This is a genomic window from Finegoldia sp. P3-F-LR (assembly GCF_052932165.1).
Genome location: NZ_JBRFJE010000001.1, coordinates 1 through 15,002, shown reverse-complemented (window position 1 = coordinate 15,002; position 15,002 = coordinate 1). Strand labels below are relative to the sequence as shown.

Here is a 15,002-nt window from a genome sequence, read left to right as displayed (position 1 = left end):
AGTTTAATTAGATTACTTCAATAAAGTGATCTGTTTTTTCCTTTACTCTTCCTATTATACTTCCAACTTGGCCTGATTCATGTAATTTTTCTACAAGTTTATCAGCATCTTCCTTAGATAATGCAATTAATAATCCGCCTGATGTTTGGGGATCAAAGACCAAATCATCTACAAAGCTACTAACATTTTTGCTGATTTTTACATCATTTCTGATAAAGTTTCTGTTGTCATAAGCTCCTTTTGGAACTAATCCTAAGTTAACAAACTCTTCTACTCCTTCAAAAATAGGTAAGTTTTGTGAGTCAATTTCTATTGTTAAATCAGATCCCTTAGCCATTTCAAGTGCATGGCCGCACAAACCAAATCCTGTTACATCAGTAGCAGCATGAACTTCTAGTCCATCGCAGGCTTCCTTAGCGTATTTATTCAAAGTAGACATAGATTTGATAACTTCATCAAATAATTTTTGATTATCCATTCCACCTTTTATAGCAGTATTTACAATTCCTACACCTAATTTTTTAGTTAATACAACCACGTCTCCAACTTTAGCTGTAGAGTTGGCCCAAACTTTATCAGGATGGTTTATCCCTGTCACAGACAATCCATATTTAGGTTCATCATCTTGAATTGTGTGACCACCAACTAACAGACATCCCGCTTCTTTAGCCTTATCAGCACCGCCTTTTAAGATTTCAACCAAAATATCTTGATTCATGCAATCTGAAAAACAAACAATATTTAAAGCTAACAATGGATCTGAACCCATAGCATATAAATCACTTAAAGAGTTTGCCGCAGCTACTTGACCAAATGTATATGGGTCATTAACAACCGGCGTAAAGAAGTCTAGAGATTGAATTAAACATAAATCATCTCTTACTTTGTATACAGCACAATCATCGCTTGTATCTAATCCTACTACTAAATTATCGTCATTTACTTTTTCAAGATGACTTAATACCTCAGCTAATTTACCAGGTCCTATCTTTGCTGCACATCCAGCTGTTTGAGTAAACTCAGTTAATTTGACATCTTCTGGTTTAATTGTTTTGTACTTTTTGTCTAACATTTTTATCTCCTTTAATCTATAGTTATTAAACTTTTCAATGATTCAAAAGTTTTATCGCCTATTCCATCTACATTTTTTATTTCTTCAATTTTTTTAAATTGATTTTTCTCTCTAAATTCTATTATTTTTTTAGCTTTGGAAGGTCCAATACCTGGTAATGTTTGCAATTTATTACTATCAGCGGTGTTAATATTTACAAGATTACTTGAGTTATTATCTCTTATTGTAACTAAATCAGAGCTTTGTGTATCATTGTTTTGTTCTTTTGAAGTTTCTGATTTAGAAGGAATATAGATCTTCATTTCATCTTTTAGCTTCATCGCCAAATTTACACTTTTCGTATCAGCATCTTGTTTAAATCCACCTGCTAGTTCAACGATATCTTTAATTCTATCATCTTTTTTAAAATGATAGACACCAGGTTTGTTTACACAACCATCTATTTGACACATCTTAGTAGAATTATCTTCGCTGTTATGTGCACTATTTTCAGACTGCTTATTTACACTTTCTGTTGATTTTGTATCAACTAAAGCTTGAATTTGATTGTGATTCAAATTATCTGAATTAGATTTATAGTAACCAAAACCAGCTAAAACAATTATTGCTATACCAATTAAAATTTTATCTTTAGAAAAATTGAAATTCATAGTGCGCCTCTTATATCTATATACTCTATAATATCATATGCTCAAGCAATTCGTCCAATAAAAAAAGCTACTAGCATTAAATGCCAATAGCTTATGATTTTAGTTTAAGATTCTTCTTGCTGTTACAAATGTATTTGAGTAATAGTTTGAGTCAATGTCTGAAATAATTACACCAGTTGAAGGTGTTGATGCATGAATCATTTTTCCATTACCAACATAAATCCCTACGTGAGAAATACTACCTGATCCATTTGTACTAAAGAATAACAAATCTCCTTGTTTTAAATTGCTTTTACTTACAGGATATCCATTATTTGATTGTGCAGCTGAATTTCTATAAAGAGAAATACCGCAAACTTTATTATATAAATAACTAGTTAATCCAGAGCAATCAAATCCTACTCCTGGTTGTGCAGAACCCCAAACATATCTTTCTCCCAAATAATTATAAGCTGCTTGAGCTACAGCACTGCCAGAACCACCTTCATTAGATCTTACAATCTTAGAATTAGAATCTTTTTTGTAAGAATCTTTAACTTCTGTGTTTTTTGTTTGGTTTGATTCAACTTTATTGTCTTGAATATAATTTACAGAAATATATTTTCCTTCAGAAAGTTTTAACCAATATTTTCCTTTGATACCACTAACTTTAGTACCTTTTTCTAATACAGAAACTACGTTAGAATCCATGCTGTCTTTATCTCTAACATTTACAGCTTCCTTTACATATCCAGTATAGTTAGCTCCTTCAAATTTTGTAGAATTTGATTTCTTTACTTGTTCTTTGTTTTTAACTTCTGAAACTTGAAGTTCATCATTTTTCTTTTCTTCAATTTTAGTGTTTTGCAAGTATTTTATACTAATAAAACCATTATTTCCATTTACAGAAGTTTTGAACCATCCATCTTCAACTACACCTTGTACTTTAGTGTTTTTCTCTAATACACCTAGTTTATTAGAGCTGATTGATTTTTCACTTCTTAGATAAACTGGAGATTTTACCCACATATCTACTGACTTTTCAGTAGATTTAGATTTTACTTCAGATTTTACTTTCTTAACTTCAGGATTATTTTTTGAAACTTGTTTTTTAGCTTCAGAAACTACTTTTTTATTTGATTTTTCATTGGTCAAGAAGTCTTTACTTACGTATGCTTCTTTGTTTTTATAGCTTATTTTTGCCCATGATTTATTGCCATCATCTTTAACAACAACTTTTGTATCTTTTGGTAAAACACCTATTGCTTCAGATTCTTTATCCGCCTTTTCTCTTACAAATAAATCACCTGTCGTAGATTTTGTTATATTTGAATAAATCTTTTCTTCTTCATTTTCAGAATTTCTTGAAAGAGTTAATGAAGCAACTTCAGATTTTTCTTTCTTTAGGCTTGATTTTGAATTCTCATTACCTTCTGAAATTTTCCCAACATTTGCAGTAGATAATTTCACTTTTTTAGATTCATCTTTTTTTGTATCTACTTTTTCACTATTTTTTTTGTATGTAGAAACGTTATTGTCGGCAGAAGTCTTTAATTCTTGTTTATTATTTCTAACTTGTTTTACATCCGAATTAATTTCTTCTTTAACTTTCTCAGCTTGTTTATTAGATATAGTTTTTGTGGAATCATTTAATACGTTTCTTACTTGTGAATTTCTTATTTCTTTAAGAGCTTTCTCTTTTTCTTCTTTTTCAGCATTTGGAGTCAATACATCATTGCTTTTTATTGCAACTGAATATTTAGAATCATTTAATTTATTAGATTCAACATTATTGTCTCCTATTAAAGTTGTGGAACTTAAATAAGGCGATACAAAAGTTCCTACAGCTATGACTGAAGCTAATCCGATAGATAAGCCAAGTCCTTTTTTGTTCATATTAACTTCCTCCTAATACATCCTAAGATAATATTAAAAGAATTAAAAAAATATGTCAAGTAAATTCAACAAAAAAGTTACAAATAAGTTTCAAAAAAGTAATAATTGTAACATTTTTGTCATAATTACTGATTTCTCCACTTTTATATAAGTTAATTCAGGATAAAGATTTAATTAAATAAAAAATCTATTCATAACATGATGAATAGATTTTTTATTTAATATTAACTTTTTAGATTTCCATTAGTTCAGTTTCTTTATCAGAAACAATATTGTCAATTTCTTTTGTTAACTTATCTGTTAATGATTGAATATCATCTAATAATACGTGTAATTCATCTTCAGATATTTCAGCATTTTTTTCCATTTTTTTTGCATCGTCTACAAAATCTCTTCTTATAGATCTTATAGTTACTTTAGATTTTTCGCCGTATTCTTTAACGACTTTTGTCAATTCTTTTCTTCTGTCTTCAGTTAATTGTGGAAATGGTAATCTTATAATACTTCCATCATTTGAAGGAGTGATTCCCAAATTAGATGCTTGAATTTGCTTTTCAATTTCTTTCATTATTGATTTATCCCATGGCTGAATTGTAAGTAATCTAGCTTCTGGAGCAGAAATCGTAGCAACTTGTTTTAAAGGTGTTGATGTCCCATAATAATCTACCATAATATTATCTAATACGCTAGGATTCGCACGACCAGCTCTTACTGTTTTTAGTTCTTCCCTTAAAGCATGCAATGTTTTCTCAGCTTTTGTTTCCATATCTTTTAAAATTTGTTTACTCATTTTTATCCCCCTCAACAATTGTTCCAATATTTTCTCCATGAGAAACTCTAATTATATTTTTAGGATCATCTATACCAAAAACTACTAATCCCATATTATTTTCCATGCAAAGTGATGTAGCTGTTGCATCCATTATTCCTAAGCCTTTGTTTAAAATATCAATATAAGTAAGTTTATCGTATTTGATTGCATTTTTATTTTTATTAGGATCAGAATCGTATATACCATCTGTTCCTCTTTTACCTGCTAAAATAACATCAGCGTTAATTTCTACTGCTCTTAACGCAGCTGTTGTATCAGTAGAAAAATATGGTAATCCTGTTCCTGCAGCAAAAATTACAATTCTACCCTTTTCAATATGTCTTATCGCTCTCCTTCTAATATAAGGTTCTGCAACTTGTTTCATATCTATTGCTGTTTGTACTCTTGTTTGAATACCTTTTGCTTCCAAAGATGCTTGCAATCTCAAAGCATTTATTGTTGTTCCTAACATTCCCATTGAGTCCGATGTAGCTCTGTCAATTTTAGATGATCTTCCTCTCCAGAAATTTCCACCACCAACAACAATAGCAATTTCTAATCCTTCTTCGTGGACAGCTTTTATAGAATCGCAAATATTTTCTATAATATCATCATCTAATCCGTGTCCTTGGTCTCCACTTAAAGCTTCACCGCTTAATTTTAGTAGAACTCTTTTATATTTTAAACTCAAAATTTCCTCCTAATTAATAATAAGGTTTTCTTTAATTAATCATACCAAATTAACATTTTAAAATCAATATGATACTATGTAAAATAAAAAAAGCTGCAATATAGAAATTGCAGCAATAATTTTTATTGACCCATTTGTTTTTTTACTTCTTCAGCAAAATCTTCGTTTTTCTTTTCTAAACCTTCGCCAACTTCAAATCTAGCAAATCTACGAATTTTAATGTTTTCACCTATTTTTGCAATTAAATCTGTTAATAATTCTTCTACAGATTTATTAGGATCTTTAATGAATGGTTGTTCTAATAGACAAATTTGTGAGTAGAATTTGTTTATTCTTCCTTCAACTTTCTTTTCAGCAATCATTTTTGCTTTATCTTCAGGAATATTTTTTCCGTCGTTTTCGTTCATAGCTTGATGAACTAATACTTCTTTTTCTTTTTCTACTTCTTCAGATGGTACTTCATCACGACTTACGTATTTTGGATTTGATGCTACAACTTGCATTGCTATATCTTTTGCGAAATCCTTAAATTCTTCATTTTTTGCAACGAAATCAGTTTCGCTATTGATTTCAACAATAGCAGCAATTTTTCCACCGTGAATATAAGTTTCAACAATACCTTCAGATGCTAATCTTCCAGCTTTTTTTTCTGCTCCAGCAAGTCCTTTTTCTCTCAAAAGGTCAATTGCTTTTTCAATATTTCCATCTGCTTCAGTTAGGACTTTCTTACAGTCCATCATTCCTGCGCCAGTTTTTTCTCTTAATTCTTTTACCATACTAGCAGTAATTTGTGCCATTTTATTACCTCCAATTGAATTAAAAAGCGACTGTCAAACAATTATTTAATTTTAAGTTTAACCGTCGCTTATTTTTTATTATTCTTCGTCTGATTGTTCTTCAGAATTTTCAACAAATTCTTTTAAATCTTCTTCTGATACTGATTCTTCGTTTTCAGATTCTTCTGTATCATTTTCAGTTTCAGAATAAACTTCTTCTGAATCTTCACGACCTTGATTTGCTTCAATAACAGCATCAGCAATTGTAGAAGTTAAAAGCTTAACCGCTCTAATTGCATCATCGTTACCAGGAATAGCAATATCCAATTCGTCTGGATCACAGTTAGTATCTACGATACCTACAACTGGTATTCCTAATATTTTTGCTTCGTGAACAGCAATGTATTCTTTTTTAGGATCAACTACAAAAAGTACACTTGGCATTTTTGTCATTTTTCTAATACCACCAAGGTTTTTTTCTAGTTTTTCTCTTTCTCTTTCTAATTGGCTAACTTCTTTTTTAGGTAAAAGATCGAAAGTTCCATCTTCTTCCATTTCATATAATTGGTGAAGTCTATTAATTCTTGTTTTGATAGTTTTGTAGTTTGTTAACATACCACCTAACCATCTTTGGCTTACATAATGTTGTCCACATCTTTTAGCTTCTGTTTCGATTGCTTCTTGAGCTTGTTTTTTTGTTCCTACGAAAAGAACTTCTCCACCATCTGCGACGATGTCTCTTACATAATTGTAAGCATCATCAATTTGTTTTACAGTTTTTTGAAGATCTATAATATAGATTCCATTTCTTTCTGTAAATATAAATTTTGACATTTTTGGGTTCCATCTTCTTGTTTGATGTCCAAAGTGAACCCCAGCTTCTAACAATGATTTCATTGATACTACTGACATTTTTTCTACCTCCGTTTTTTTCCTCCAGACGACTCATCTACAAATGCGACAATTAAGCAACTGCATCAGTATCATCGGCTGTGTGTTTTACTTTCAAAGTATATCATATATGCTTTTATTTTTCAAGCTTTTTATAATCACATTTTTCATTAGAACAAAGAATGGATTCTCCATGCCTATTTTTTCTATGAACTAGTAAACTACCACATTCAGGACATTTCTCACCTGTAGGCTTATCCCATAAAGCGAAGTCGCAATTTGGATAATTTTCACATCCATAAAAAACTTTACCTCTTTTAGAAACTTTTTCTATTATTCTGTGACCACATTTTGGGCATTTTACTTTAGTATCTTTTACAATAGTTTCAGTATATTTGCAATCAGGAAAAGCACTGCAACCAATAAACTTTCCATTTCTCCCATGTTTTATTACCAAATCACTGCCACATTCAGGGCATTTGCGTCCAATTGGTTCGTCTTTAACTTTAAATTTATCTTGTGCATTTTTTGCATTGATTAAATCTTCATTAAATCCATCATAAAAATCTCTAATTACTTTTTTCCATTCAACGTCGTTTTCAGCAATATTATCTAATTCATTCTCCATTTCAGCAGTGAATTTTTCATTAATAATTGAATCAAAATATTTAACTACAAATTCACAAACTTTTTCTCCGATTTCTGTTGTATAAAATTTTTTCTCTTTTAATTCAACATAATTTCTAGACAAAATACTGCTTATAATCGATGCATAAGTACTTGGCCTACCAATGCCATCTTCTTCAAGTGTTTTTACAAGGCTTGCTTCTGTGTATCTAGGTTTTGGTTTAGTAAAATGTTGTTTAGATCCTATTTCTTTTGAAATTATAGAATCTTTTTCCTTTAATTCAGGCAATTCGCTATCTTTGGTATTCAAAGAATATACTCTTGTAAAACCGTCAAAAATCACCACGTTACCATTAGATCTAAAAGTATAACCATTGTTATCAAAATCTATCGATGTAGATAAATATCTTGCATCTTTCATCTGACTAGCAACAGTTCTTTCCCAAATCAATTTATATAATTTGTATTGATCATCTGTCAAATATTTTTTAATTTCATTCGGTCTTCTTTTTACTGACGAAGGCCTAATACCTTCATGAGCATCTTGTGATCCTTTTTTCTTTTTAGAATAATCGTATCCTTTTGTGGCATATTGTTTTCCGTAGAGATTATTAATAATATCTAGGCAATCACTCACGCAAACATGAGAAATTCTTGTTGAGTCCGTTCTCATATAAGTAATCAAACCTACTGAACCTTCGCTACCCAAACTAATTCCTTCATACAACTGTTGAGCTATTCTCATAGTTTTAGAAGTTTGAAAATACAACTTTTTATAGGATTCTTGTTGAAGTGTAGAAGTAGTAAAAGGAGCGTAAGGTTTCCTAGATTTTTTTTGTTGTTTTATAGAATCTACAACAAAATTATCTGACAAATCATTTAAAATTTTATCCGCTTCATCCTTGTTTTTTATATTGATTTTATTAGATTTATCGTTTTTTGAATAATATAGCTCAGAATCAAATTCGAATTTTCCCTTGGATAAATTTGCATGAATAGACCAGTATTCTTCTGGTTCAAACTCTCTGATCTCTTTTTCTCTTTCACAAATTAATCTTAAGGCTACAGACTGTACTCTACCGGCGCTTAGTCCAGATTTAACTTTCTTCCATAATAATGGAGAAATGCTATAACCTACTATACGATCTAAAACCCTTCTTGCTTGTTGAGCATCTACCAATTTTAAATCGATAGCTTCAGGTTTTTTTATTGCTTCTTTTACAGAGTCTTTAGTTATCTCTTGAAATTTTACTCTATTTTCTTCCTCTGGATTTATATCTAATAAATAGCACAAATGCCAAGAAATAGCTTCTCCTTCCCTATCAGGGTCGGTTGCCAAGAAGATTTTTTGAGAATTTTTGTAATCTTTTTTTAAAGAATTGATTACACTGGCCTTACCACGCACATTAATATATTGTGGTTCGAAATCATTCTCTATATCTATGCCTAGTTTACTTTTTGGTAAATCTCTTAAATGACCAATTGTAGCTACAACTTTATATCCTGACCCTAACATTTTTTGAATTGTCTTTGCTTTAGTCGGAGATTCTACTACCACTAGCTTTTTGTTTGCCATTAAAAGTCTATCCTTTCTGTTAACTTTCTTGTAATTTCGATCTTAGTTCACTTATAGATTCAGTTGAAATTTGATCTTTATTTATTCCTAATTTATTTATTATCTCATTTAAATGTTCTTCATTTTTTACTTCAATTTCTAAATATGGATACGGATAAAAATCTTTATCCCAGCAATCAAAATCCAGTCTTGCATCCATAAACTCAAAAGATTTTCTTTCTTTCTTAGATGAAGATTGCTTATCCAATTTAACAAATTTTAATATTTGTTTCAAGTTTTCTTCGCTATCAAACTCTATAGTATATTCATCATAATGTCTAACGTTTGTATCATTAACTCTCTTCTTGTAAGTAAGAAATTTCTTGTTTTCATTATTAAAAATATCTTTTGAAATTCTAATTCTAAGATAATCACTACTATCAATTAAATCAAAATTATTAGATTCAATTAAAATATTTTCTTGAATTTCATGAGCAATCATTTTAGCTCCCATTTCAATAGCTTTATCCATCAAACCATTAAAATCATCAGTAAATACCTTGCATTCTAATTCTTTTTCCATTTTATTCCCTAATTTTCTTAACTTTAAAATCAATATAATCCGAGGACACACAATGTACATGTATTCCGTCTATTGTTCCTTCGACGACATTTTGATGTCCATATCCGTGCAAATGTCCATATATTAAATCTGTAACATTATAATTTTTCAAACAATTAAACAACGCATTAGGTTGTTTATTGATATCAAAAGGAGGATAATGAAGCATAATAATAATATCGTTGTTATTTCGGACACTTTCTAAACTCATATTCACTCTCAAAATTTCTCTTTGAAAAATCTTTTCATCTTTTTCTGTAGCTTCTTTGCTAGTTGGATCAAGCCATCCTCGTGATCCACATATATTGATATTTCCTAAGTCCAATGAATCATTTTGAATAAAATTAATAGATTCTAAATCTAATTTTCTTAATTTGCTTATACCAGACCACCAATAATCATGGTTACCTCTAGTTAAAATCTTTCTGCCTGGACTCTTATCGATTCTTTTCAAATCCACAAAAGCATCATCTAGTTGCATTGCCCAGGAAATATCTCCTGGAATAAGTATAATGTCTTCTTCATTTAATTTTTCTAGATTACGAAATATTTTTTCTTCATAATTATCCCAATTATCACCGAATACATCCATTGATTTTTCTTTTGTATAATCCAGATGTAAATCACCCATTGCATATATCATAATTACTTTAACTCAATTTTCTTATATATTATGTCTAGTTCATTTAACAATTGCTCATCTCTGTTTTGGCAAGAAAAAAGTATTATTTGATTATTATTTGAAATTTTAAATAACAAATCCAGACATTTCTTATATCTTACATCATCTAATTGAACAAAACAATCATCTAGTATCATCAAATAATCAAGACCCATTAATTCTTCAAGCACACTTATTCTAATAAAAACAGAAAGCAAGTCAAATGTTCCAGAACTTAAATGTTTTTGTTCATAAAATTTTACTCCATCATAAATACTGACATCTAAATTTTCATCAACCCTAAATTTGTCCTTATATTTAGTTGAATAAGCCATCATTTCTGAAACTTTCTTGTTAATTCTAGGTATAAAATTTTTGTGTAGTTTATTTATACTTTTATTGATCAAATCCATAGCCAATTCTATAGATGTAATTTCACTTTCGTATTTTTGAATATTCTCATTGATATCTGCTAATCTTTCTTCTTTTTCCAATAGAAGATTTACAGATTTTTCAAGTATTTTAGTCCTTTCAAATAATTTCGCATTTTCTTCAATAGATTCGTCAATTTCTTTATTAAGTAAGTTGATGTCTTTTATATCATTATCCTCAAGTTTTATTGAATCTGAATTAACATCTTCTAATAAGATACTAAAATCATATTCAGATGATATCTTTTGAAGTTGAGCATCTTTATCAGAAATTCTATCCATCAATTGGTTATACTCTATTTTTTTTCTTCTATAATCTTCAACATCTATGTTCTTCAAATTTCTTGATGAAGATAAAATATTGTTGATTTTAGACTTGGAACTTTCATCTTCATTTATAATTGAATCCAATTTTGAATCAATATCTTGAAGCTGTACCTCAAGTTTGCTCAAATAATCAATGCTTTTATCCATGTTTGAGTCATATCTAAAGTCATTAATTACTTCATTGTAATTTTTATAACTCATATTAGTAATTTGATTAACCTTTTGCACAATCTTATTTAATTGACGATTGTACGATAATTTCTTAAACTTATTGGATATACTAACCAAAATATAATAAAGAACAAATAATACAGGAGCAATAACTATTTCTTTTGTATAACCCGTCATATAAATCATTCCGGCAATAATTAATGTAACTATAACTCCAATAATGAGTAATTTAATCTTTAATTTAGAAATTCCATTTAATTTTTTAATTAAATTATTCACTTCATCAATATAATCTCTTATAGTTTCATAATTACTAAGTTTTGCTTTTAATTGGTAATAGTCCTTACTTAATAATTTCTTTTCCTTCGATAACTCATTAAATGTAATTCTATTATCGTTTAATAATTTATTTTGATATTCCAAATTATTGACATCATCTTCGTCAATGTCATTGATGTATTTAATCTTTGATACTTTGTCTAATAAACTTGCTTTTTCTTTTAAAATCTGCATTTTATAGTTTTTTGCATCTTCTATTTTTTCTATATCGTTCTTCTTGTGTAAATTAACTAATTTTTCTTTATTTAAAAGAAGTTTCTCGTGTCTAAGCTTGTACTCATTTAACTTATTTAAACTATCTTCATATTCTTTTTTGTCTTTATTAATATTTTTGATTTCATCTTCTAAATCAAACTTTTTTTGATATAAACTCCCCAAAGGTTTTGCCTTAGATTGTTTAGTCCCAATATTTGATTTCATCTTTTCCAGATTATCTAGAGCTTTTTTAAATGAAACAGAATCATTATTGCTATCTGATGAATTCAATAGCATATCAACAATAGAACTTACATTCTTATTTTCTGCATCTAATTCTTTCAAATTAGAAAAAACAGTGGATTTGAAGATATCTGAAGGCATTTTAAAAAAGTATTCACCAGGAAATGATAAATTATCTTGATTAAAACCATCTAGTTCAGTTTCGTTATTACCAGTAGTCTCATTGAAAATATTAAAATATTTTTCTTTAAAATTACGATAAATTACATATCTCTTATTATCTTTCTCCACTAAAACACTGCCCTCATAGTTTTCGCTATTCCAAGGGCGATATTTTTCGTAGTCTTCAGTAAATACAGTTCTCTTTAAGTAAGGTTTAACAAATCCATAAAATACACCTTCTATAAATTTGGATATAGTGGTCTTTCCTGACTCATTTAACCCGTAAATTAGATTAAATTTGTCTCCAAACTCAATTGTGTAATTATTAAATCTTCCAAATGATATCAAATCTAATCTAATAATTTTCATAAATTATTCTCCATTAAGGACTTAATTCCTAAATTAATTGCTCTTTTAACCACAGGATCTTCTTGATCCAAGTTTTTTGTTTCCTCAATAAAATAACCCAACACATTATTTCTGTTAAATTCATAAATTTTATCCAAATTTATATTAGATTCTGTGTTGTCAATTATTTCTACATATTCGCAATATTTTTTTAAACTTTCTTGTAAAGAATCTATATCTAGATCAAGCCCTTCTTCTAATTGTCCATTTAAATTAATTCTAATGTAATTTTTCTTATCTTCAACTAAACATTTAGACAATGTACCCACTAAATCATAATAACTAAATTTATCTGATATATTATAGTCAAATTCATTGAAGTTTGATTCTGAGCAATCTAAAAAATCGATGTCAAGTCTATTATCAACTATACTTCCAATAACAGCACCGTGCATCCCTTTTTCTTTAAAACTCAATGGTTCAATAGAACCTGGATACACAAATTTATCATTAAAAATAGTCGGTTTATGTATATGACCTAAAGCCACATAATCAAAACCCAAATTATTCACTTTATCTTGATCAAAAAACATATAACAATTGTTATCATTTAATAAATCAGAATGAATCATTAAAACATTAGTTTTTAACTTGTCTAGTTTTAAATCATCAAAAATGTTCATGAAATCGTAATTGTTTTTATTGTAACTTATCCCATAAACATCAGTGTCATCAAATTCTATTTTTTCAAGAGTATCCTTTTTGAAAATATTCAGATTATCACTAATATTTACCATGTCCCATAAATTATCTTTATAAATCGGGTCGTGATTTCCACCTATAATGCAAATTTGTGAATTTGTTCTAGAAAATAGATCAATTAAACGATTCATATCACTTAGGCTAAAATTTTCCAAATTATACAAATCTCCAGACAGAAAAATATAATCAACATTTTCATCAATACTATATTTGATTAATTTTTCAACTGATGTCCAAATTCTTTGTCTTCTTATTTTAGACATAGATTGTGGAATTGAAGATTTTTCAAATTTCATGCCTAAGTGAAAATCAGCTGAATGTATGAACTTCAAAATATATCCTACTTTTCTGAATCTAATTGCTTTAATTCATCTTCAATTAATGCATGTAATACTCTTAATTCTTCTTCTGTGAATGTAAGACCTTTACTCATTCTTGTATGATCAGGATTCCATTCTCTAATATCGTATTTTGCATCGTAATCAGACCATTTTACGATATTTAATTCCTTGTTCCAGTTGTTAGCTTTTGTAGATAAAACTCCAATTCTTTCTACTATTTCAAATTTTAAATCAGCCATAATTACCTCCATTTTTATAAATATATTATAGCATTATTTTAAAATATGCAAATATATGTTTTTGTGTTAGAATATCATAGAGGTGAATTTAATGAAAAAACAAAAATTAGCTCAAGTTATAGCGTTTATTTTGGTAGCAATGATGGTTGCTCCATTTATACTAAATGTAATAATGAACACGAGATAAAATGATAATAAATAATATTGAGTTCAATGATAAAAAAGATAAGTTCGTAATTGATACTGATACAAAAGAAAGTTTTTTACTAAGTTACAATGATTTTGAAAAATATAAAATTCATAACGAAATGATAATAGATGATGAATTATATACTCATTTATTGAATATCTCAAAATTTACAGAGGCTTTTGAAATCAGTCTTAATTTTTTATCGTATAAATTACGAACTGAAAAAGAAATAACGACAAAATTAAAATCAAAAAAATTTAGTTCTGAAATTATTGAAGACGTTATAGAAAAATTAAAAGAGCTAGATTTACTAGATGATTATAACTACGCGAAAATATTTATAAACGATAAAATTAATCTAACAAATTACAGTAAAAGAAGAATAATCAATGATTTATACCAAAAAGGTATTGATAAAAGAATTTATGAAGATTATTTAGAAGAAGTTTTTGGATATAATATGGAGTTAGACAAAGCAACTCAAATAGTTGAAACTAAAATCAATATTTGGAAAGAAAAGCATGAAGGCTATGATTTAAAAAATAAAATAGTTACCTTCTTACTTCAAAAAGGTTTCAGCTACGATATTGCAAAACAAGTAAGTGGTATGTATTAATGTATTATCTATATATCTTAGAATGTGCTGATAAAAGTTTATATACAGGTATTACCAATGATTTTTCAAAAAGAATTAAAATGCACAATAAAGGTAAAGCCAGTAAATATACAAGAGCAAGGCTTCCCGTAAACTATGTTTTTATGAAAAAAATTGATAATAAAAGTGATGCATTAAAATTAGAAATTAAAACAAAAAGTCTAACTCGTGATAAAAAGTTAAAGCTAATAAATTCAAATGAAAACGAAATTAATGCTATATTAAAAAAAGCTTAAGTATGTGAACTGACCCCCAAAAGTTAGACCAAAAAACTAACTAAAGGAGGTCAGTTTTTTAATGGCAAAATATAGTACAGAATTCAAAACGAAAGTGGTAAAAGAGTATTTAGAATCTAATACCTCATATAA

General features: G+C 28.4%; 15 protein-coding genes. 2 read left to right on the top strand and 13 right to left on the bottom strand.

Going from position 1 to position 15,002, the window contains the following annotated elements; translation table 11 throughout:
• Positions 1-7 precede the first annotated feature (7 nt).
• The 13 genes from selD to ACU68U_RS00015 all read right to left on the bottom strand — a co-directional run bounded on the left by selD (position 8) and on the right by ACU68U_RS00015 (position 13,789).
• Positions 8-1,072 (bottom strand): selenide, water dikinase SelD, encoded by a 1,065-nt coding sequence (gene selD, locus ACU68U_RS00075; protein WP_094207097.1) that lies wholly within the window; start codon positions 1,070-1,072, stop codon positions 8-10.
• An 11-nt stretch (positions 1,073-1,083) separates the two neighbouring features.
• Positions 1,084-1,722, bottom strand: coding sequence for a helix-hairpin-helix domain-containing protein (locus tag ACU68U_RS00070; protein WP_154254160.1), 639 nt, complete (start codon positions 1,720-1,722; stop codon positions 1,084-1,086).
• Positions 1,723-1,821: 99 nt separating this feature from the next.
• Entirely contained in the window at positions 1,822-3,597 is a 1,776-nt protein-coding gene (locus ACU68U_RS00065; RefSeq protein WP_154271133.1) for a C40 family peptidase, read from the bottom strand.
• Positions 3,598-3,829: 232 nt separating this feature from the next.
• Complete coding sequence (gene frr / locus ACU68U_RS00060; protein ID WP_094207095.1) at positions 3,830-4,387, bottom strand: ribosome recycling factor; 558 nt, start codon at positions 4,385-4,387, stop codon at positions 3,830-3,832.
• Entirely contained in the window at positions 4,380-5,099 is a 720-nt protein-coding gene (gene pyrH, locus ACU68U_RS00055; protein ID WP_094205628.1) for a UMP kinase, read from the bottom strand. The genes frr and pyrH overlap by 8 nt, the downstream gene beginning before the upstream one ends.
• Positions 5,100-5,221: 122 nt before the next feature.
• Entirely contained in the window at positions 5,222-5,896 is a 675-nt protein-coding gene (gene tsf / locus ACU68U_RS00050; protein ID WP_094207094.1) for a translation elongation factor Ts, read from the bottom strand.
• Between the two features lie 78 nt (positions 5,897-5,974).
• Positions 5,975-6,787: a 30S ribosomal protein S2 gene (gene rpsB / locus ACU68U_RS00045; RefSeq protein ID WP_094203599.1), complete on the bottom strand. Its 813-nt coding sequence runs from the start codon at positions 6,785-6,787 to the stop codon at positions 5,975-5,977.
• 115 nt (positions 6,788-6,902) lie between these two features.
• Complete coding sequence (gene topA / locus ACU68U_RS00040) at positions 6,903-8,969, bottom strand: type I DNA topoisomerase (protein WP_094207093.1); 2,067 nt, start codon at positions 8,967-8,969, stop codon at positions 6,903-6,905.
• 19 nt (positions 8,970-8,988) lie between these two features.
• Positions 8,989-9,531, bottom strand: a complete 543-nt coding sequence (locus tag ACU68U_RS00035) for a class IV adenylate cyclase (RefSeq protein ID WP_094207092.1) — start codon at positions 9,529-9,531, stop codon at positions 8,989-8,991.
• A 1-nt stretch (position 9,532) separates the two neighbouring features.
• Positions 9,533-10,213, bottom strand: coding sequence for a metallophosphoesterase (locus ACU68U_RS00030; RefSeq protein WP_154271134.1), 681 nt, complete (start codon positions 10,211-10,213; stop codon positions 9,533-9,535).
• A gap of 2 nt (positions 10,214-10,215) precedes the next feature.
• On the bottom strand, positions 10,216-12,468 hold the full coding sequence (locus tag ACU68U_RS00025; protein ID WP_154271135.1) for an ATP-binding protein: 2,253 nt from the start codon (positions 12,466-12,468) through the stop codon (positions 10,216-10,218).
• Positions 12,465-13,541, bottom strand: a complete 1,077-nt coding sequence (locus ACU68U_RS00020) for a metallophosphoesterase family protein (protein ID WP_094207089.1) — start codon at positions 13,539-13,541, stop codon at positions 12,465-12,467. The genes ACU68U_RS00025 and ACU68U_RS00020 overlap by 4 nt, the downstream gene beginning before the upstream one ends.
• 8 nt (positions 13,542-13,549) lie before the next feature.
• Positions 13,550-13,789, bottom strand: a complete 240-nt coding sequence (locus ACU68U_RS00015; RefSeq protein ID WP_035109486.1) for a YdbC family protein — start codon at positions 13,787-13,789, stop codon at positions 13,550-13,552.
• 188 nt (positions 13,790-13,977) lie between these two features.
• Between ACU68U_RS00015 and ACU68U_RS00010 the strand changes: the two genes are divergently transcribed.
• Together ACU68U_RS00010 and ACU68U_RS00005 are read left to right on the top strand one after the other, a co-directional pair.
• Positions 13,978-14,595: a regulatory protein RecX gene (locus tag ACU68U_RS00010; protein WP_094207088.1), complete on the top strand. Its 618-nt coding sequence runs from the start codon at positions 13,978-13,980 to the stop codon at positions 14,593-14,595.
• Positions 14,595-14,870 carry a GIY-YIG nuclease family protein gene (locus tag ACU68U_RS00005; protein WP_094207087.1) on the top strand — a complete coding sequence of 92 codons (276 nt, stop codon included), beginning with the start codon at positions 14,595-14,597 and terminating at the stop codon, positions 14,868-14,870. Before ACU68U_RS00010 ends, ACU68U_RS00005 begins: the two co-directional genes overlap by 1 nt.
• Positions 14,871-15,002: the final 132 nt, after the last annotated feature.